This is a genomic window from Streptomyces sp. NPDC051207 (assembly GCF_040682395.1).
GTDB lineage: Bacteria > Actinomycetota > Actinomycetes > Streptomycetales > Streptomycetaceae > Streptomyces.
In genome coordinates, this window is sequence record NZ_JBFBAX010000005.1 from 262,431 (window position 1) to 280,883 (window position 18,453).

The following is an 18,453-nucleotide window of genomic DNA, read 5'->3' on the forward strand; positions in this document are numbered from 1 at the left end:
GCTGGGTCACGAGTGGCTTGTGCGGGCGGCGTCACCACGTGGGGCTGAGGTGAGCGGCGCGCACGAAGGGCCCCGCGGGGCGTCGGCCGCGGGGCCCTTCCTCGTCAGCACCGGCGTTAGGGCAGCGCCGGTGCCTCGGGGGAGCGGCGCCGGGGGGTGCGCCGCTGGTCTGTGGTGCTGGTCCGTGGTGCTGGTTCGGGGCGGTGTGGGACGGTCCGCCGGCCGGCCCCGGGCGTCCCCGGAGCCGGCCGTTTCCTGGGTGACCGGGCTGCTGTCCCCTGCCGTCCGGTCACTTCCCTGGAGCGAGGTCCCACGACACACGGCACGATCCGTACGTCTCATCGCTCCAGCGAGCCACGCGTGGTTTTCTCGGGCCCGCCCCTGGCTGGCACGGACACACCGGGACCAACGAAGCGGCCCGCGAGGCGTCACGCGCCGTACGGGTGAGGGGCGATGCGTACGTCTGTGCCCGGGCCCGCGACGGGGGCGGACCGTCGGCGCCGGGTTCAGATCCTGCCCCGGCACAGTTCCAGCAGGGTCATCGCGAGGGCCGTGCCCGGCCTGCCCAGGGCGTCGCGGAAGTGGCCGAGGACCTCCGTCTCGCGGGACAGGTTCACGCGCCGCCCGCCCGAGGAGATCCGCGCCTCCTGGATGACGGCGGAGACGGCCATGCGTTCCTGGACCAGCCCGATGATCCGGTCGTCCAGCGCGTCGATGCGCTCACGGGCCCCGGCGATCAGGTCGGCGGCCTCGTCGGTGCGGGCGCCGGTCCTCTCGGTGACGCTCGTCATCCCGGCGGTGACGCTCGTCTTCCGGGCGGTGACGGTCTGCTCGGCGGTGCCGGTCTGCTCGGCGGTGACGGTCATGTGAGGCTCCTCATCGGGCGGGATGCGGTGCCCCGGGGTGACAGGTCCCGGAAAACGCCAGGCGCCCCGGGCCGTGAAGCCCGGGGCGCCTGGGAAGTCGCTTGTCAGTTGCTCAAGCAGCACGACCGTGGCAGCCGGCGGGCCGGTTGCCATAGGTAAAGACGAAGGTCGGGTGCGTGAGCATGGCGGCGAGTGTACCCGGTGCCCGCACCCGGCGCGGAAACGTCACTCACCTCATCTCGGTAGAATCGGCAGCACAAGCCCCCGCCCCACCGCCGGAAGGCACCCCGTGTCATCAGCGACTCCCGCTGCCGCCGCCCCCGACACCGTCCTGGTCGTCGACTTCGGCGCGCAGTACGCCCAGCTCATCGCCCGTCGCGTCCGTGAGGCCCGGGTCTACAGCGAGATCGTGCCCAGCACCATGCCGGTCGCGGAGATCCTCGCCAAGAACCCGGCGGCCATCATCCTGTCCGGCGGTCCTTCGTCCGTGTACGAGGAGGGCGCCCCCCGCCTCGACCGTGAGCTCTTCGAGGCCGGCGTCCCCGTCTTCGGCATGTGCTACGGCTTCCAGCTGATGGCGCAGACCCTCGGCGGCACCGTCGACAACACCGGCGCCCGCGAGTACGGCCGTACGGAACTGCGGGTCGCCCGGCCGTCGTCCACCCTCTTCGAGGGCACGCCCGCCGAGCAGACCGTGTGGATGTCGCACGGCGACGCCTGCTCCGCCGCCCCGGAGGGCTTCACGGTCACCGGGTCCACCGACGTCGTCCCGGTCGCCGCCTTCGAGAACGACGAGAAGAAGCTGTACGGCGTGCAGTACCACCCCGAGGTGATGCACTCCACGCACGGCCAGCAGGTGCTGGAGCACTTCCTGTACCGCGGCGCCGGCCTCAAGCCCTCCTGGACCACGGGCAACGTGATCGAGGAGCAGGTCGCCGCGATCCGCGAGCTGGTCGGCGACCGGCGCGCGATCTGCGGCCTGTCCGGCGGCGTGGACTCCGCGGTCGCCGCCGCCCTCGTCCAGAAGGCCATCGGCTCCCAGCTGACCTGCGTGTACGTCGACCACGGCCTGATGCGCAAGGGCGAGACCGAGCAGGTCGAGAAGGACTTCGTCGCCGCGACCGGCGTGCAGCTGAAGGTCGTGGACGCCGAGGAGCGGTTCCTCAAGGCGCTCGCCGGGGTCAGCGACCCCGAGGAGAAGCGGAAGATCATCGGCCGGGAGTTCATCCGGGTCTTCGAGCAGGCGCAGGCCGAGATCATCGCGGATGAGGGTCCCGCCGTCGAGTTCCTCGTCCAGGGCACCCTCTACCCGGACGTCGTCGAGTCCGGCGGCGGCACCGGCACGGCCAACATCAAGTCCCACCACAACGTCGGCGGGCTCCCCGAGGACCTCGAGTTCAAGCTGATCGAGCCGCTGCGCAAGCTGTTCAAGGACGAGGTCCGCATGGTCGGGCAGGAGCTCGGCCTGCCCGAGGAGATCGTCCAGCGCCAGCCCTTCCCCGGCCCCGGCCTCGGCATCCGCATCGTCGGCGAGGTCACCAAGGAGCGCCTGGACCTGCTGCGCGAGGCCGACGCCATCGCCCGCGAGGAGCTGACGGCGGCCGGCCTCGACCGCGACATCTGGCAGTGCCCGGTGGTCCTCCTCGCGGACGTCCGCAGCGTCGGCGTCCAGGGCGACGGCCGCACCTACGGCCACCCGATCGTGCTGCGCCCGGTCTCCTCCGAGGACGCCATGACGGCCGACTGGTCGCGTCTGCCGTACGACGTCCTGGCGAAGATCTCCACGCGGATCACCAACGAGGTCAAGGACGTCAACCGCGTCGTCCTCGACGTGACGAGCAAGCCGCCGGGCACCATCGAGTGGGAGTGACGGGGCCTACCTGCGCTTGATCGTGCGCAACGGCTCGCCGGGCTTCCAGATGTGCAGGACGAGGTACATGTCGTCCTCGACGCAGGTCCGCACGACCTCCGTCAGCTCGGTGCGGAAGAGGTGGAACGGCTGCGGCGGTTCCACCTCTTTCACGTACGCCGACTTCGCCGCGCCCTCTCCGACCTCGACCGCGCGCCCGCTGATCCGCACGTCGCCGCCGCCCATCGACGTGCCCTCGCCCGGATTCGCCTGGAGCGCGAAGCGCGGGTCGTGGCGCAGGTCGAGCGCCTTCAGCGAGCCCGGCATCATGCCGAGCCACAGCTCGCCGTTCAGGAACCGCGTCTCCAGCCCGGTGGTGCGCGGCGACCCGTCCTTGCGCAGGGTCGCCAGGACGTGATGGGTGTGGGCGGCGAACCGCTCCTCGACGGTGCGGGCGAGGTCCGGTTCGGCGGCGGTGAAGGCCGCCCAGTTCGGTGCTTCAGGATTCATGCGGCGAGTGTGCCGCCGATACCCGACATCTTCTGTCGTGTATCGGTGCGTCTCCCGGGCGGGGACCCGCCCGGCTTCCGCCGTGGGGGCTCGCGCGGGCGCGGGTCAGAAGTCGCGCAGGACGGCCGCCTTGGTCCGGGCGAACTCCTCGTCCGTGAGCACGCCGTCCCGGTGCAGCTCGCGCAGCCTGCGCAGCAGCACGTCGTGGTGATCGGCCGACGCCGGGTCAACCCGGCGCCGTGCCGTTCACCCTCTCCGACCACACCTGCCGGACGCGGGCGGGGTGGCGTAGGGCACAATTCGTCCTCGTCGTGGGGGAGTTGCGCGGCGGCGGACGCCCGGACCGCGGGCGGTCGCAGGTGACGGTGACGGGAAGGCGGGCATCGGGCGTGGCGGTGCAGGGGGCGGGGCGGGGCGGGGCGGCGCGGGCGCCGACGTGCACAGAGGCGGCTGCACCTGCGGAGACTGCCCGCACGGAGCGCGTGCCGGGCACCGGCGGGCGGTCGCCGCATTCCTGGCCCGACGCGACGAGTTCGCCGCCGGCCACGGCCTGCCGGCCGCGGTCGCCCACTCGGCGTCGGCCTCCCGCCAGTGGGTTTCGGAGGAACTCACCCAGTCCGCGGAACTGGTCGCCGAACGCGGTCGCGCCGAGGGCGTCGCCTGGCTGGCGAGCCTGTGGCGCCGCACCGCGTACGTCGTCTGGGCGGCGGTCGTCGTGCTGCTCCTTGTGCAGGCGCTCACCGCGATCGGTGCGGGCTGGACGGCGGCCCGCACCGCCGGACTGCTGGCCGCGCTGGTGGTCGCCGCCGCGCTGACCGCCGCCTCCTGGTTCCACCGGGCGCGCGGCGGCGCGCTCGCGCCGGTCATCGGCGAGGACAACCGGCTGTCGACCTCCCGTGCCGTGGCCGCCGCGTGGGTGCTGTTCGTGGCGTACGCGGTGCTCGTCCTGGTCGGCCGGCTGGCCGCCGCCTCCGGGCCCCGCGAACGCGACGCGCTGCTCGCCGGGCTCGAACTCGCCCGCGGCGCCGGGGTGGTGACCGTCCTCGCCGTGGTGTGCGGCATCGCCGTCCTGGTGCGCCGCGTGGTCGGCCTGCGGGTCCTCGGCCAGCGGCTGCAGAAGGTCCCGGCGAACCGGCCGCGCGCCGCCGACCTGCTCACCGACGACTCCGGGCGCGGCACCTTCACCGATATCCAGTACGTCGTGATCGGCGTCGTCGCCCTCGCCTTCGCTGCCGTACGCCTCGCCCGCCGTCCGGACCAGCTGCCCGACCTGCCGTGGGGCCTGGCCGTACTGGTGCTGGTGTCCGCGGCCACCTACGTCGCCGGGAAGTACGCCGAGGGCGGCCGGCCCGTGATCCTGTCCGTCGTGCGCTCCCGCGAGGCCGGCGACCTGGACGCGCCGATCCGCACCGGCGACGACATCGAGATCCGCGGCGCCGGATTCGTGCCGCCCGGCGCCCAGAGCGCCGACCGCCTCTCCCGCATGGTCGTCCGCATCGGCACCGTCCACGTCCACGTCCCGCTCGTGCCGGTCACCGGCGGCTTCAGCAACCCGACGGACACCCTCCTGACCGTCCCGGTCCCGGCCGACGTCGAACCGGGCCGCCTGGCGGTCCAGGTGGTGACGGCGGCGGGCGTGGAGACCAACCGCTACGAGATCGACGTGACGGACTGAGCGGCTCGGGGGCGTGCCGGACCCCGTGGAACGGGCCCCCCGCACATCCTGTGTCCACGACGACTGAGCCGGCGGTCCCGCCGGGCCCGGCGTGGGGAAAAACCCGCGGTACGGGACTGAGCGTGGCCGGCCCGGCGTACGTATCGTCTGATGAGGTACGGCAGGGTGGGTGAGAGGCGGCTGGCAAAGATGACTCACGGTATGCGGACGGATACCCGCGATCCCCGCCTCGACGGCGGCAGCCGTCGCGGCCGGCGGGACACGGCCTCCCATTACGCCCTCCTTCCCCTCCGGGTGTTCCTCGGTGTCACGTTCGTCTACGCCGGGCTCGACAAGCTCACCGACAGCGCCTTCATGCAGGCCTCCGGTGCCGGGTCGGTCGGCGACCTGATGCGCAGCGTCCGGGACTCCTCGGCCGTCCCCGCCCTGGTCGACCTGGCCCTGGAGAACCCGCCCGGCTTCGGCTACGCCATCGCCTTCGGTGAACTGGCCGTCGGCATCGGCATCCTGCTCGGTCTCCTCGCCCGCCTCGCCGCCCTCGGCGGTGCGCTGATCTCGCTGAGCCTGTGGCTGACCGTGAGCTGGGCCTCCGACCCCTACTACTACGGCAACGACCTCGCCTACCTGATGGCCTGGATCCCTCTCGTCCTGGCCGGTGCGCCCTGTCTGTCGATCGACGCGGCCCTGCGGGCGCGGCGACGGCGGCGGAGTGGCCGGTGACGGGAGCGATCAGCGGCTCCCCCGCGTGATCCGCCCGCCGTCGGCGGTCAGTGCGGGGTGCCTGCCCCCTCCCGAGTGCCCCGGGGCGCTCCGCGGCGGCGTCTGCGTATGCCGCCCGCGACGACCGCCGTCGCGCCCGCCAGGCACAGGCCGCCCGTGACGAGCGGGATCAGCACGAACCACGGCGTGTCCCACGCCCCGGCCGCGTCTCCGGCGTAGAGCACGCCGCCGAGGGTGAGGAAGAGACCGGCGACCAGCCTGCCCGGCTGGAACTCATGCCGCAGCACGGGTCACCTCCACCTGTCCGGCGCCGACGTGGAGTTCCAGATCGAGTGTCCCGGCGTTCGCACCGCCCGTGACCGGGGGCAGGGTGGTCTTCTGGCGCTTGCCCGGTTCCACGTCCACGTCCTTCTGCCGGTCACCCGGCAACTGGATGTCGCCCACGCCCACGTCGATGCTGAGCCGTACCGTCACGTCCCGGGGCACGATCACCTTTATCCGGCCCAGGCTCACCTCGGCGCGCGTGGCGACGGACTGACCGTCGGGCACGCGCAGCCGGGACAGATCCAGCGTGCCCACGCCGGTGCCGAGGTCGTAGTGGTCCCGCACCTGCGTCACCGCGGTGGGCTGCCAGGTCGTCCGTGTCCACTGTGTGCCGATGTCCTTGGGCACCGCCGCGGAACCGGCCAGCAGACCCGCCGTGACGACCGCCAGGAGGATCGACCCCGCTCCCGTGCGCCCGAGGAAGGCGCTGACCGCGATGCCCAGGCCGAAGACCACGAGCGCCCAGGACAGGCCGGTCTGAAGGCTCGTGCCGAGCGGGTGGTCCTCCCAGGTGAGGCCGGTGCCGAGGCCGCCCGCGAGAAGGGCGAGCAGGAACACCCGGCCGCCCACCCAGCGGGGGCCGCGCGGTTTCGGCGGCCGGGGCTGCGCCCCGGGGACGTCCTCGCGGTCGTCCGGGGGGATGCCGCGGCTGATGTTGACGGCCGCCGCGACGTCCGGGTGGAGGGCGTCGCGCGGGCCCCACAGATATCCCGTGCCGCCGACGTGCGTGCCGTCCTTGACTATCGGGTCACGCCACCAGGACGGCCATGTCGTGATCACCGGCGGGGCCTGCGGCTCCGGAGGGGCGTCGGCGACGGCCTGCGAGGCCAGCGGGTCGGGGCCGGGGGCGCCGCGCTGCCGCGACCAGTACCCGGCGCCCGCGAGCAGCAGGGAGAGGATCACGGCGAACGTCAGCACGCCGCCGTTCTTCAGCATGGTCAGGAACACGCCGCAGCCGACCAGCGCGAACAGCACGGCCGCCAGTGCCTGGCCGTCGACCCGGCCGGTGAGGAGCTTGCGCAGCTCGTTCTCCTCCTCGTCGTCGTACGGGACGAAGAGCCAGGCGAAGCCGTAGAAGATGAGGCCGATACCGCCGGTCGCGGAGAGCACGGCGAGGGTGATGCGGAAGATGACCGGGTCCATGTCGCACTGCCGGCCGAGGCCCGCGCACACGCCGCCGATCAGCTTGTGCGGCCGGTCGCGCCGGAAGCGGTGGGGAGGCTCGGGGCCGTCCGCCCCGCCGGCCGGGTCCGTGTCCGGGCCCGGCGCCCTTGTGCTCCCCTTTCTCCGCGCGCCCGCATGCCCGTGCGCGCGCGAGCCCTCGTCCGCGCCTGCCGGCGCGAACCCGCCCGAGCCGGGCGGGCCGGGGGAGGCAGCCGCGGCGGGCGCGGCATCCTGCGGCCCGGCGCCCAGCGGAGGGCGCGGGCCGGAGCCGGGTCCCGGACCCGTCGCGGCGTGCTCGTGTTCTGTCATGAGTCCATGGTGACGGCCGCGCCGCCGCGACGGGAGTCGGAACGACCCTGGCCGGACCCTGATATCGCCCCCGAGCCGGCGCCCGGGAAGCGTTCGACGGGGCCCCGGGCCGAAGATCAGGGGCGTCTCGGGGACGGACCCTGATGCCCGGCTCTGCCGGTCGTGTGACCATCAGTGGCATGCCGGAAGCCGTAGCAGCGCCACTCAGCGAACCGCGGCCGCCGCGCAAGCTCTACCGCAGCAGCGACGGACGCTGGCTGGGTGGTGTGGCGCGGGGGCTCGCCGGGCATCTCGGGCTGCCCGTGATCTGGGTGCGGCTGGTCTTCGTCGGGCTGTTCATGGCGGACGGCCTCGGTGCGCTGCTGTACGCGGCCTTCTGGTTCTTCGTGCCGCTCGGGGTCGGCGGCGTCGAGGCGCAGAAGCCGCCCTCCCTCGTCGGCTCGGAGACCTCGCCGGACGGCCGCCGCAGACTCGTCGCCCGCAAACCGGACCGGGGCCAGATCGTCGCCCTGCTCCTCATGGTCGTGGTGGCCATGGTCTTCGTGGGCAACGTCAATCTGAGCGGCGGGGCGCGGGCCTACCTGTGGCCCATGGTCCTCGTGGGCGCGGGCGTCGCCCTCGTGTGGCGCCAGGCGGACAACGCCCGCAGGGCCCGCTGGGCCGAGGTCGGCCGCCACCGGCGCACGGTCACCTTGCTGCGGGCCGTGGCCGGCGTGCTGCTGGTGACGGCCGGTGTCTCCGGCATCTTCGTCCTCCAGGGCTCCGCCGCCCACCTCGGCTCCATCCTCCAGGCCGCCCTCGCCGTCCTCGTCGGTATAACGCTGCTGGCCGGCCCCTACCTGGTGCGCATGACGCAGGACCTCTCCGAGGAGCGCCTGATGCGCATCCGCGCCCAGGAGCGCGCCGAAGTCGCCGCCCACGTCCACGACTCGGTGCTGCACACCCTGACCCTGATCCAGCGCAACGCGGAGAACGCGAGCGAGGTGCGCCGCCTCGCCCGCGCCCAGGAACGCGACCTGCGCACCTGGCTCTACAAACCGGAGGGCACCGGCAAGGACGAGGAGGACGAGCCCACGACCCTCGCCGACGCGGTACGGCGCAACGCGGCGGAGGTGGAGGACAAGCACGGCGTCCCCATAGAGGTCGTCGTGGTGGGCGACTGCCCGCTCGACGAGAAGACCGCCGCACAGATGCAGGCCGCGCGGGAAGCAATGGTGAACGCCGCCAAGTACGGTGGCGAGGGCGGCGCCGTACAGGTCTATGCCGAAGTCGAGGGCAGGACGGTCTTCGTGTCCGTCCGGGACCGCGGCCCCGGCTTCGACCTCGACTCGATACCCGCCGACCGCATGGGCGTCAGAGAATCGATCATCGGCCGCATGGAGCGAAACGGCGGCACGGCCCGGTTGCGGGCGGTGCCGGACGGCGGCACGGAGGTCGAGCTGGAGATGGAGAGGGCGGAGAAGACGTCATGAGCGACCCGACCGACACGAACGGACCGACCGGGACGGCCGAAGGGGCGGACGCCGGGGAGGTTTCCGGCGACGGCACGGCCGGGCGTCACGTCCGCGTGGTCCTCGTCGACGACCACCGCATGTTCCGTACGGGCGTCCAGGCCGAGATCGGCCAGACCGCGCAGACCGGCGTCGAGGTGGTCGGCGAGGCCGCCGACGTCGACCAGGCCGTCACGGTCATCACCGCGACCCGGCCGGAGGTCGTCCTCCTGGACGTGCACCTGCCGGGCGGCGGTGGCGTGGAAGTACTGCGCCGCTGCGCCCCGTTGATGGCCGACGCCCAGCAGCCCGTCCGCTTCCTCGCCCTGTCCGTGTCGGACGCCGCGGAGGACGTGATCGGCGTCATCCGGGGCGGCGCGCGCGGCTACGTGACGAAGACGATCACCGGCTCCGACCTGATCGACTCGATCTTCCGTGTCCAGGAGGGCGACGCGGTGTTCTCCCCGCGTCTGGCCGGCTTCGTCCTCGACGCGTTCGCCTCCACGGACGCCCCGCCGGTGGACGAGGACCTCGACCGCCTCACCCAGAGGGAACGGGAAGTGCTCCGGCTCATCGCCCGCGGCTACGCCTACAAGGAGATCGCCAAGCAGCTGTTCATCTCCGTCAAGACGGTCGAGTCCCACGTCTCGGCGGTCCTCAGAAAGCTCCAGCTGTCCAACCGGCACGAGCTGACGCGGTGGGCTACGGCACGTCGGCTGGTGTGAGGGGCGGTTGCGCGTCGAGCCGGTGCGGAAGTTCGGACCAGTCCGTCCTGCCGATGCCGCACGGGCGGGGCTCGGCGCCATGGTCCAGCGGCATGCCATGACCCTCGCGCGTGCCGGCCTCACCCCACCCGCGTACCACGGCGCCCGCGCCCCTCACTAGGCTCCGGGCTCATGGACGTACTCATCCATCTCTTCGTCGGTCTGCACATCATCGGCATCGCCGCGCTGCTCGGCGGTTTCCTCACCCAGATGAAGGCCATGGGGGAGGGCACCGCCCGCTTCACCCCCGCGATGCTGCACGGCGCCCTCACCATGCTGGTCACCGGCGTGGCACTGGTCGGCCTCAACCAGGCCGACGACCAGACCGTCAACAACATCAAGATCGGCGTGAAGCTGGCCCTGCTGATCGTGATCCTCGGCCTCGTCTATGTGAAGCGCGACGAGGAGAGGGCCGAGAAGGGTCTGTTCGGTCTCGTCGGCCTGCTGACCACGGCGAACATCTTCATCGCCGTGCTGTGGACGTAACCCGCCACGACGAACGCGACGGGGTCGCTCAGGCCGGCCGCACGACGCTGTGGATCGACCCCTCGCCGTCGTAGTAGACGGACTCCTCGCGGACGTCCGTCCCCGGTTTCGGCGCGTGGATCATCATGCCGTCGCCGATGTAGAGGCCCACGTGGGTGACGTCGTCGTAGAAGAAGACGAGGTCGCCGGGCCGGGCCTGGGACAGGGGGACCGTCGTGCCGGCGTTGACCTGGTCGTAGGTGGTGCGCGGGAGGGAGACGCCCGCGGCCCGCCAGGCGGCCCCGGTCAGGCCCGAGCAGTCGTAGGAGTCGGGGCCGGTGGCGCCCCAGACGTACGGTTTGCCGATCTGGGCGCGGGCGAAGGCGACCGCCTTCTCGGCCTTGGTGGCGTACGCCGGGTCGGTGACCGGGGAGCCCGGGGCACCGCCGCCGGTCTCCGCTGAGCCACCCGTCGAGCCGCCCGCCGAGCCGCCGTCGGAACCGTCCTCCTGCCGTTCGGCCGCCGCGGCCTCCTCGCGGGCCTGCCGCTCCTCCTCCTGCTGGCGGGCCAGCTCGGCGGCCTTGCGGGCGGCCTCCCGCTGCTTGCGCGTCTCGATCGCCGCGAGCCGCGCCTTCTCCTCGGCGGTCAGCCGCGACAGCAGCTCACGCGCCTCGGAGAGCTTCTTCTGGACGGTCGCCTTCGCCGTCTTCAGGTCGGCCTGCGCGTCGCTGAGCGTCTCCAGGCTCCTGGTGGCCTCCTGGCGCTTCTTCATCGTCGCGGACTGCTGCGTGAAGTAGTCGTCGACCGCGACCTTCTGCCGGCCGGTGAGCCGGTCCATCAGCTGCGAGCGGTCGAAGAAGTCCTGCGGTGTGTCCGCGAGCAGGAAGGTCGCGGTGTCGGGGACGCCGATGCCGGTGCGGTACTGGGCGGCGGCGTAGGAACCCAGCTCCTCGCGCGCTTCGTTGAGCTGCTGGGTGCGCCGGGCGATGTCGTCCAGGAGGGTGTCGACCTGCTTGCGCCGCTTGACGGTCCTCTCCCTGGCCGAGTTGTACTTCTCGGTCGCCGACTCCGCCTGGCGGTAGAGGTCGTCGACCTTCTTCTCGACCTCTTCGATGCTCGGCCTGTCGTCGGCGGGCGCGGCGTTGGCCGTCTGGGTCAGCAGGGCCACGGAGGTGAGGGCGGCCGTGGCGAGGGCGGGCGTCCGTATGCCTGCGACGCGTTGCCGGGCGGGGTTCGTCTTGCGGTGCGACGCCAAGGGAGGCGACTCCTTCCGTGCTCCGCCTACCGGGTTAGCTGTCGGGTTCGGGCGGGTGGATCGGAAGGTGTGCCCTACGGCCGCGCCCACGAGGGAGCTCGGCCGATTCACCCCAGAAGTCGGTGGGTCCCCGGCTCCGGCTGCCGTCGGGCGCACCGGACTCGGCGGAGGCCGCGCGGCCCGGCGATCTTTCGCCGGTGGGGGTCGTGCGGCCTGCCCGGCACGGTAGCCAACTCGTGTGGCGCCTGTGAAGGTTGGTGGGTGATATGCCCGATACATTTTCGTGACCTTCGGTCAGGGCCTCGCACGCAGTGATCCATATGGCGGGATTTGAGGTGAGTCAAGCGCTATAAGCGGGTTTATCTGTCCGGGGCCGCTACTTTCCAGCCAGTCACGGTCCGGTTCCGTGGCCGCTGAGAGAGGTAGGGCATGAGAAATCCCAGAATGCGCCTGGCGCTCGTCGTCGCCACGGGCGCCGCACTCGCCGTCTGTGCGGGCGTCGCACCCGCGGGCGCCGACGCGGGCCGGCAGGGCGGCAAGCCGGTCGTCAAGGTCGTCGCGACCGGCCTCGACAACCCCCGGCAGCTCTCGTACGACCACGGCGACCTGTACGTCGCCGAGGCCGGACGGGGCGGCAAGAAGTGCATCGGCGCGGGCCCCGAGGGCGAGAGGTGCGTCGGCCTGTCCTCCGCCGTCACCAAGGTCCACCGGCACAAGGGCGCGTGGAAGCACCACCGGGTGGTTGAGGGGCTCCCGTCCTTGGCGCAGCCGGACGGCGGCTTCGCCACCGGCGTCGACGGCGTCTCCGCACGCCACGGCCGCCTGTGGGCCGTCGAGACCTACGCCCCGGCGGGCTCCGGCGTGCCCACCGCCCGGCCCTGGAACACGCTCGGCAAGCTGCTGCGGATCCAGCACGGCAAGGCGAAGATCGCCGCCGACGTCTCCGCCGTCGAGTTCAGGCACAACCCGCACACGACGGCCCTCGACTCCAACCCGTACGCCGTCCTCGCCCTGCCCGACGGCCGCAGGATCGTCGCGGACGCGGCCGGAAACGACCTCATCGAGGTCTCCCGGTCCGGCCGGGCCCGCCCCTTCACGGTCTTCCCCGACCACGACGGGCACGAGACCGTCCCCACCTCCCTCGCTCTCGGCGGCGACGGCAAGCTCTACGTCGGCGAGCTGAACGGCCTCACCGACGAGCCCACCGCGCGCGTGTGGCGCGTCGACGTGCGCACCGGCAAGATCCTCGACTGGAAGTCCGGCTTCGGCCCGGTCACCGGCGTCGCCGTCAACCGCAAGGGCGACCTCTACGTCAGCCAGCTGTTCGGCGGCGTCGTGACGAAGGTCTCGCACGACGACGAGCGCACGCACGTGAAGGTGCCGTACCCCGCGGGCCTCGCCCTCGACGGGCAGGGCAAGCTCTACGTCTCGGCCTGGTCGGTCGCGGACCGTGACGGCACGGTCGTGAAGGGCGAGAAGACGCCGGGCGGGCAGCTCTGGAAGATCCTCGGCTTCTGACCGCCGGGCCGCCGGTCCTCCGTGTGATGTTCTCGAGGTGGCGGCGGGCTGTCAGTGGGGCGCCCTAGACTCGTAGAGCGATGAGCAGCCTCTTTGACGACAGCTTCCTGGCGAGCCTCCAGGCCCCGCGGGCCCCCGAGGACGAGCCCCCGCCGCCCCCCGAGGACGAGCACGTACCGGAACCGGTTCCGGACGACCTGTTCGGCGGGAAGTTCGACCTGCCCCCGGACCGGGACACCCACTACCGGGACGGCGCCCCGCGTCCGGTGATCGACGCGGCCGCGCTGCTCGAAGGGCTGAACGACAACCAGCGCGCCGCCGTCGAGCACTCCGGCTCCCCGCTGCTCATCGTGGCCGGCGCCGGTTCCGGCAAGACGCGCGTGCTCACGCACCGCATCGCGTACCTGCTCGCCGAGCGGGGCGTCCATCCCGGCCAGGTCCTCGCCATCACCTTCACCAACAAGGCCGCCGGGGAGATGAAGGAGCGCGTCGAGCACCTCGTCGGCCCGCGCGCGAACGCGATGTGGGTGATGACGTTCCACAGCGCGTGCGTGCGCATCCTGCGCCGCGAGAGCAAGAAGCTCGGCTTCACGTCGTCGTTCTCGATCTACGACGCCGCCGACTCCAAGCGCCTGATGGCCCTGGTCTGCCGCGACCTGGACCTCGACCCCAAGCGCTACCCGCCCAAGTCCTTCAGCGCCAAGATCAGCAATCTGAAGAACGAGCTGATCGACGAGGAGGACTTCGCCGCCCAGGCCTCCGACGGCTTCGAGAAGACCCTCGCCCAGGCCTACGCGCTCTACCAGTCGCGGCTGCGCGAGGCGAACGCGCTCGACTTCGACGACCTGATCATGACGACGGTCAACCTGCTGCGCGCCTTCCCGGACGTCGCCGAGCACTACCGCCGCCGCTTCCGGCACGTCCTGGTCGACGAGTACCAGGACACCAACCACGCCCAGTACGCGCTCGTCCGCGAACTCGTCGGCACCGGCTCCCACGACGAGGACGCACCCCCCTCGCCGGACGACCCGGCCCCGGCCGAGCTGTGCGTCGTCGGTGACGCGGACCAGTCGATCTACGCCTTCCGCGGCGCGACCATCCGCAACATCCTCCAGTTCGAGGAGGACTACCCGAACGCGACGACGATCCTGCTGGAGCAGAACTACCGCTCCACGCAGACCATCCTCAGCGCCGCCAACGCGGTCATCGAGCGCAACGAGTCCCGCCGCCCCAAGAACCTGTGGACCAACGCCGGCCAGGGCGCCGCCATCACGGGATACGTCGCCGACACCGAGCACGACGAGGCCCAGTTCGTCGCCGACGAGATAGACCGCCTCACCGACGCGGGCGAGGCCAAGGCCGGGGACGTCGCCGTCTTCTACCGCACCAACGCCCAGTCCCGTGTCTTCGAAGAGGTCTTCATCCGCGTCGGCCTGCCCTACAAGGTCGTCGGCGGCGTCCGCTTCTACGAGCGCAAGGAGGTCCGGGACGTCCTGGCCTACCTGCGGGTGCTGGCCAACCCGGAGGACTCGGTGCCGCTGCGCCGCATCCTCAACGTCCCCAAGCGCGGCATCGGCGAGCGCGCCGAGGCGATGATCGACGCCCTCTCCCAGCGCGAGAAGATCAGCTTCCCGCAGGCGCTGAAGCGCGTGGACGAGGCGTACGGCATGGCCGCGCGCTCCACGAACGCCGTCAAGCGGTTCAACACGCTGATGGAGGACCTCCGGACGATCGTGGAGTCCGGCGCCGGACCGGCGACGGTCCTGGAGGCCGTCCTCGAACGGACCGGCTACCTGGCCGAACTGCAGGCCTCCACCGACCCGCAGGACGAGACCCGCATCGAGAACCTCCAGGAACTCGCCGCCGTCGCCATGGAGTTCGAGCAGGAGCGCGGCGAGGGCGAGCAGGGCACCCTGGCCGACTTCCTGGAGCAGGTCGCGCTGGTCGCCGACTCCGACCAGATCCCCGACGAGGAGGACGGCGACGGCGTCATCACGCTGATGACGCTGCACACCGCCAAGGGCCTCGAATTCCCGGTCGTCTTCCTCACCGGCATGGAGGACGGCGTCTTCCCGCACATGCGCGCCCTCGGCCAGACCAAGGAGCTGGAGGAGGAGCGCCGCCTGGCCTACGTCGGCATCACGCGTGCGCGTGAGCGGCTGTACCTGACGCGGTCCACGCTGCGCAGCGCCTGGGGGCAGCCGTCGTACAACCCGCCCTCCCGCTTCCTGGAGGAGATCCCGGCCGCGTACGTGGAGTGGAAGCGCACCGGAGCGAGCGCGCCCATGCCGTCCGGGCCCGCTTCCGGGGTCGCCGCGTCGCTGTCGTCGTCCCGCTCCCGCTCGTCCGCGTCGGGCGCCTCCGGCTTCGCCACGCGGCGTACGGCGGAGAAGCCGGTCGTGGGGCTCGCGGTCGGGGACCGGGTGACGCACGACCAGTTCGGGCTCGGCACGGTGGTCGCGGTGAAGGGCACCGGGGCGAACGCGGAAGCGACGATCGACTTCGGCGACGCCAAGCCGAAGCGGCTGCTGCTGCGGTACGCGCCCGTGGAGAAGCTGTAGACGCTCACTGAGGAGGGGCGCCGCCTGCCGGGGCGGCCGCCCCGGCCGCTACTGCGGGTCGAGGCCGTGGCTGCGGAACCAGGACAGCGGGTCGATCGCCGAACCGCCTGCCGGACGGACCTCGAAGTGCAGGTGCGGGCCGGTCGAGTTGCCGGAGTTCCCGGAGTACGCGATCGGGTCGCCGGCCTTCACGGTCGTACCGGTGGAGACCCGGTAGGTGGAGAGGTGGCAGTACCACGTCTCCGTGCCGTCCTTCGCGGTCACGATCATCATGTTGCCGTACGCGCTGTTCCACTGCGTGCGGACCGTGCCGTCGGTCGCGGCCATCACGGTCGTGCCGTACGAGACGGGGAAGTCGATGCCGCTGTGCACGGACATCCAGTTGATGCCGGACTGGCCGTAGTAGGCGCTGAGGCCGTGCTGCGCGACCGGCAGCGCGAACTTCGGGCGCAGCCGCTCCTTGCGGGCCGCCTCCGCAGCCGCTCTTCGCTTCTCGGCCTCCTGCTGCGCCTTGAGGTCGATGCGCTCCTGCGTACGGCTGGCCCGGTCGGCGAAGTCGTCGGCGCCCGCGGTGAGGCTCTCGAGCTGGGTGTCCAGCAGGTTGTTCGCGGTGGCCGGCTGCACGGGCTTCGCGTCGGCCGCGGACGTGCTGGTCTCCTGGCCGTCCTCGGACAGGCCGCTCACCGAGGCGGCGGCGATCCCGGCGACACCCATCACGCAGGCCGAGGGTACCGCGACCGTCATCAGCGCCGAGCGCTTGGCGGGGGAGCGGCGGCGGGAACGGGAACCGGAGCGATTCGCGGCCCGGCGGCCGGGGACGACCTCTTCCTGGTCGTCCAGGAGCGGGGCGACCGCGGGCAGCTCGCCGGTGGCGGTCGACTGATCGGCGCCGTCCGAGGGTTCCGAGAACTCCGAGGGCTCGCGGTGGTCGGCGGCCGGCTCGCCGTACGGGGCCTCCTCGTACGGGCCTTCGGTGTACGGCGACTGGTCGAAGGCCGCGTCGGCCTGATCGTCGTAGGACTCGCCGTGCGGGTCGTAGGTGTCGGCCGACTGCTGCGGTGTGCCGTCCGTGTTCCACTGCGTCGCGTCGTACGCGCCGGTGTCGAAGGCCTGCGTGCCCCATTCCCAGTGCTGGGTCTGGTCGGCCGGGTTGCCGGACTGGTCGGGCCGGAGCCAGGAGTCCGCCTCCCACTGGCCGGTGGCCTCGGGGCCGGTGGCCTGCTGCGGGACGACGGGCACCTGCTGGTGGCCGGAGGCCCAGGCGGTCGCGTCGTAGGCGCCGGTGTCGTACGTGCCGGTGTCGTAACCGGCGTGCTGGGCGGCCTGCTGCTGCGCTCCCGCGTAGGCGTCGTAGTGCGCTGCGTCGTGGCCGCCGGCCGTCCACCGGGTGGCGTCGTAGGAGCCGGTGTTGCCGCCCGCCGTGTGGTCGGCGCCGGGGAGGTCCCCGAAGAGGGGGTCGGCCGCGAAACTGGTCGTGGCATGCGCGCCCGGGTCGAAGGCGGGGGCGGTGCCAAAAGCGGTGGCGTCGCAGGCGCCGTACGTGGTGAAGTCGTCGTACGGGACTTCCGGTGTGCCGTAGGACGCGTAATGCGCGGAGGCGGCGTCGGAAGCCGGAGCCGGGGTGGTCATGGTCCCCGACGGGTGACGATCGTTCACCAACTTCTCTTTCGCCTCGACAACAGGGGCTGCCAGAGCAGTGCGGCGACTGTACCCGGCGGTACGCGGGCACGACAATCTTCGGCAGGTTTCGCGATCGCAGGAAACGGGCATTCGGCCGTGTTTCGGCGGTCGGTGGACACGACTTTGGTGTTGTGTTCGACGGGCGTTCGATAGTGACCGGCTTCCCGTCGGGAGTGGATCACCTTTGTTCGGAACGCAGTTCGGATGCGGGCGGGTGTCGACGGCGGGTGAGGTTGTGTGGGGGTTCGGGCGTGTTGCGGGGGACTTCTCCCGGCGTCAGACCACCGTCACGCCACTGTCAGGCCGTCCGCACGGGGTGGTCGACGTCCGTGTCCGGCCGGTCCCCGTCGAGGGCCCGGCGGATCCCGGTGGCGACCGCCGGGTGGACCGGCAGGGCGAGGTGACCGATGCCGCTCACCCGGACGTTCTCCACGGTCAGGTCGGCATGGTCGAGGCGGGCCGCCTCCGGCGGGTCCATCATGTGGTCCAGGTCGCCCCAGAAGCTGACGAAGCGCGTCCGGCAGCCGGGCGCCGGGCGGGCCAGCTCCTCGATCACCGGGGAACCGGGACGCATCTGGCGCACGATCGGGTGCGCGTTCGCCAGCGGCACGGCCCGGGTGCCGGAGTGCGGCGTGCCCAGGGTCACCAGCGTGCGGACCCGCGCGTCACCGCCGAGCCGCTGCACGTAGTGGCGCGCGATGAGGCCGCCGAGGCTGTGCCCCACGATGTCGACCCGCGGGCTGCCCGTGCGCTCGCAGATCTCCTCGATGTGCCGGCCCAGCAGTTCCGCGGCGGTGCGTATGTCGCACGTCAGCGGCGAGTGGTTGAGCGACTCGACCCGCTGCCCGCCGTGCCGGGCGAGGCTGCGGCGCAGCAGGACGAAGACCGACCGGTTGTCGATGAAGCCGTGCAGCAGCACGACCGGGGGCCTGGTGTCCGACGGCAGCCGGGCCGTGCCGTCGCGCTGCTCCGGGAGCGGGGACCGGGCGGGGGCACGGCGCTCCTGGGTGATGCCGGAGGGGTAGAGCACGAGGTGCGCGGCCAGGATGGCGATCTCCAGGGCCGTCGCCTTGAGCAGGGCCACCGGCAGGCCCGGAAGAACCGGCCGGCTCGGCAGGCCCGGGAGGTTCGGCATGCCCGGCAGTTCGAGCAGAGTGGCCGGCAGCAGGCGGCGGCAGAGCGGGAGAAGGGGCAGGGCTGACCCGGTGGCCTTCATGGCCGACCTCCTGTCGGCACGCGGAGGACGGCTCTGTCCCCCCTGTGCCCTGGTGGAGAGCCGCTCGCAGGCCGACCGGCGCGGTGC

Annotated in this window: 15 protein-coding genes, 1 pseudogene and 1 riboswitch; of the genes and pseudogenes, 8 read left to right on the forward strand and 8 right to left on the reverse strand. The window is 72.2% G+C overall.

Annotation, left to right across the window (positions count from 1 at the left end; genetic code table 11):
- Positions 1 to 506 precede the first annotated feature (506 nt).
- Complete coding sequence (locus tag AB0M97_RS08080) at positions 507 to 791, reverse strand: chorismate mutase (RefSeq protein WP_365959927.1); 285 nt, start codon at positions 789 to 791, stop codon at positions 507 to 509.
- Positions 792 to 1,155: 364 nt separating this feature from the next.
- On the opposite strand from AB0M97_RS08080, the gene guaA reads away from it, so the two are divergent.
- Positions 1,156 to 2,736, forward strand: coding sequence for a glutamine-hydrolyzing GMP synthase (guaA, locus tag AB0M97_RS08085; protein ID WP_365959891.1), 1,581 nt, complete (start codon positions 1,156 to 1,158; stop codon positions 2,734 to 2,736).
- 6 nt (positions 2,737 to 2,742) lie between these two features.
- Here the strand turns inward: guaA and AB0M97_RS08090 are convergent, their stop codons facing one another.
- Together AB0M97_RS08090 and AB0M97_RS08095 are read right to left on the reverse strand one after the other, a co-directional pair.
- Positions 2,743 to 3,225 (reverse strand): pyridoxamine 5'-phosphate oxidase family protein, encoded by a 483-nt coding sequence (locus AB0M97_RS08090; RefSeq protein ID WP_365959892.1) that lies wholly within the window; start codon positions 3,223 to 3,225, stop codon positions 2,743 to 2,745.
- Between the two features lie 105 nt (positions 3,226 to 3,330).
- A pseudogene (locus tag AB0M97_RS08095) lies at positions 3,331 to 3,450 on the reverse strand (SHOCT domain-containing protein); the annotation flags it as partial.
- A 211-nt stretch (positions 3,451 to 3,661) separates the two neighbouring features.
- Between AB0M97_RS08095 and AB0M97_RS08100 the strand changes: the two are divergent.
- Both AB0M97_RS08100 and AB0M97_RS08105 read left to right on the forward strand, forming a co-directional pair.
- Positions 3,662 to 4,900, forward strand: coding sequence for a hypothetical protein (locus AB0M97_RS08100; RefSeq protein WP_365959893.1), 1,239 nt, complete (start codon positions 3,662 to 3,664; stop codon positions 4,898 to 4,900).
- Between the two features lie 189 nt (positions 4,901 to 5,089).
- On the forward strand, positions 5,090 to 5,620 hold the full coding sequence (locus AB0M97_RS08105; protein ID WP_365959894.1) for a DoxX family membrane protein: 531 nt from the start codon (positions 5,090 to 5,092) through the stop codon (positions 5,618 to 5,620).
- Between the two features lie 47 nt (positions 5,621 to 5,667).
- On the opposite strand, the gene AB0M97_RS08110 is transcribed toward AB0M97_RS08105, so the two are convergent.
- Positions 5,668 to 5,907: a hypothetical protein gene (locus AB0M97_RS08110; RefSeq protein WP_365959895.1), complete on the reverse strand. Its 240-nt coding sequence runs from the start codon at positions 5,905 to 5,907 to the stop codon at positions 5,668 to 5,670.
- Positions 5,894 to 7,417, reverse strand: a complete 1,524-nt coding sequence (locus AB0M97_RS08115) for a PspC domain-containing protein (RefSeq protein WP_365959896.1) — start codon at positions 7,415 to 7,417, stop codon at positions 5,894 to 5,896. The genes AB0M97_RS08110 and AB0M97_RS08115 overlap by 14 nt, the downstream gene beginning before the upstream one ends.
- A gap of 179 nt (positions 7,418 to 7,596) precedes the next feature.
- Between AB0M97_RS08115 and AB0M97_RS08120 the strand changes: the two genes are divergently transcribed.
- The 3 genes from AB0M97_RS08120 to AB0M97_RS08130 all read left to right on the forward strand — a co-directional run bounded on the left by AB0M97_RS08120 (position 7,597) and on the right by AB0M97_RS08130 (position 10,157).
- Entirely contained in the window at positions 7,597 to 8,889 is a 1,293-nt protein-coding gene (locus AB0M97_RS08120; RefSeq protein WP_365959897.1) for a PspC domain-containing protein, read from the forward strand.
- The gene (locus AB0M97_RS08125; RefSeq protein WP_365959898.1) at positions 8,886 to 9,632 is read left to right on the forward strand and encodes a response regulator transcription factor; all 747 of its coding nucleotides are present in this window, start codon (positions 8,886 to 8,888) and stop codon (positions 9,630 to 9,632) included. Before AB0M97_RS08120 ends, AB0M97_RS08125 begins: the two co-directional genes overlap by 4 nt.
- 171 nt (positions 9,633 to 9,803) lie before the next feature.
- A complete protein-coding gene (locus AB0M97_RS08130; RefSeq protein ID WP_365959899.1) occupies positions 9,804 to 10,157 on the forward strand; it encodes a hypothetical protein in 354 nt (117 codons plus the stop codon).
- A gap of 28 nt (positions 10,158 to 10,185) precedes the next feature.
- Here the strand turns inward: AB0M97_RS08130 and AB0M97_RS08135 are convergent, their stop codons facing one another.
- Entirely contained in the window at positions 10,186 to 11,391 is a 1,206-nt protein-coding gene (locus tag AB0M97_RS08135; protein ID WP_365959900.1) for an NlpC/P60 family protein, read from the reverse strand.
- Between the two features lie 8 nt (positions 11,392 to 11,399).
- Positions 11,400 to 11,568, reverse strand: a riboswitch (cyclic di-AMP (ydaO/yuaA leader).
- A 252-nt stretch (positions 11,569 to 11,820) separates the two neighbouring features.
- On the opposite strand from AB0M97_RS08135, the gene AB0M97_RS08140 reads away from it, so the two are divergent.
- Together AB0M97_RS08140 and pcrA are read left to right on the forward strand one after the other, a co-directional pair.
- Positions 11,821 to 12,909: a ScyD/ScyE family protein gene (locus AB0M97_RS08140; protein WP_365959901.1), complete on the forward strand. Its 1,089-nt coding sequence runs from the start codon at positions 11,821 to 11,823 to the stop codon at positions 12,907 to 12,909.
- Positions 12,910 to 12,989: 80 nt separating this feature from the next.
- Entirely contained in the window at positions 12,990 to 15,470 is a 2,481-nt protein-coding gene (gene pcrA, locus AB0M97_RS08145; RefSeq protein ID WP_365959902.1) for a DNA helicase PcrA, read from the forward strand.
- Between the two features lie 48 nt (positions 15,471 to 15,518).
- Here pcrA and AB0M97_RS08150 read toward each other — a convergent pair whose 3' ends face one another.
- Both AB0M97_RS08150 and AB0M97_RS08155 read right to left on the reverse strand, forming a co-directional pair.
- Positions 15,519 to 17,240, reverse strand: coding sequence for a M23 family metallopeptidase (locus AB0M97_RS08150; RefSeq protein ID WP_365959903.1), 1,722 nt, complete (start codon positions 17,238 to 17,240; stop codon positions 15,519 to 15,521).
- Positions 17,241 to 17,448: 208 nt separating this feature from the next.
- Positions 17,449 to 18,366 carry an alpha/beta fold hydrolase gene (locus AB0M97_RS08155; protein WP_365959904.1) on the reverse strand — a complete coding sequence of 306 codons (918 nt, stop codon included), beginning with the start codon at positions 18,364 to 18,366 and terminating at the stop codon, positions 17,449 to 17,451.
- Positions 18,367 to 18,453: the final 87 nt, after the last annotated feature.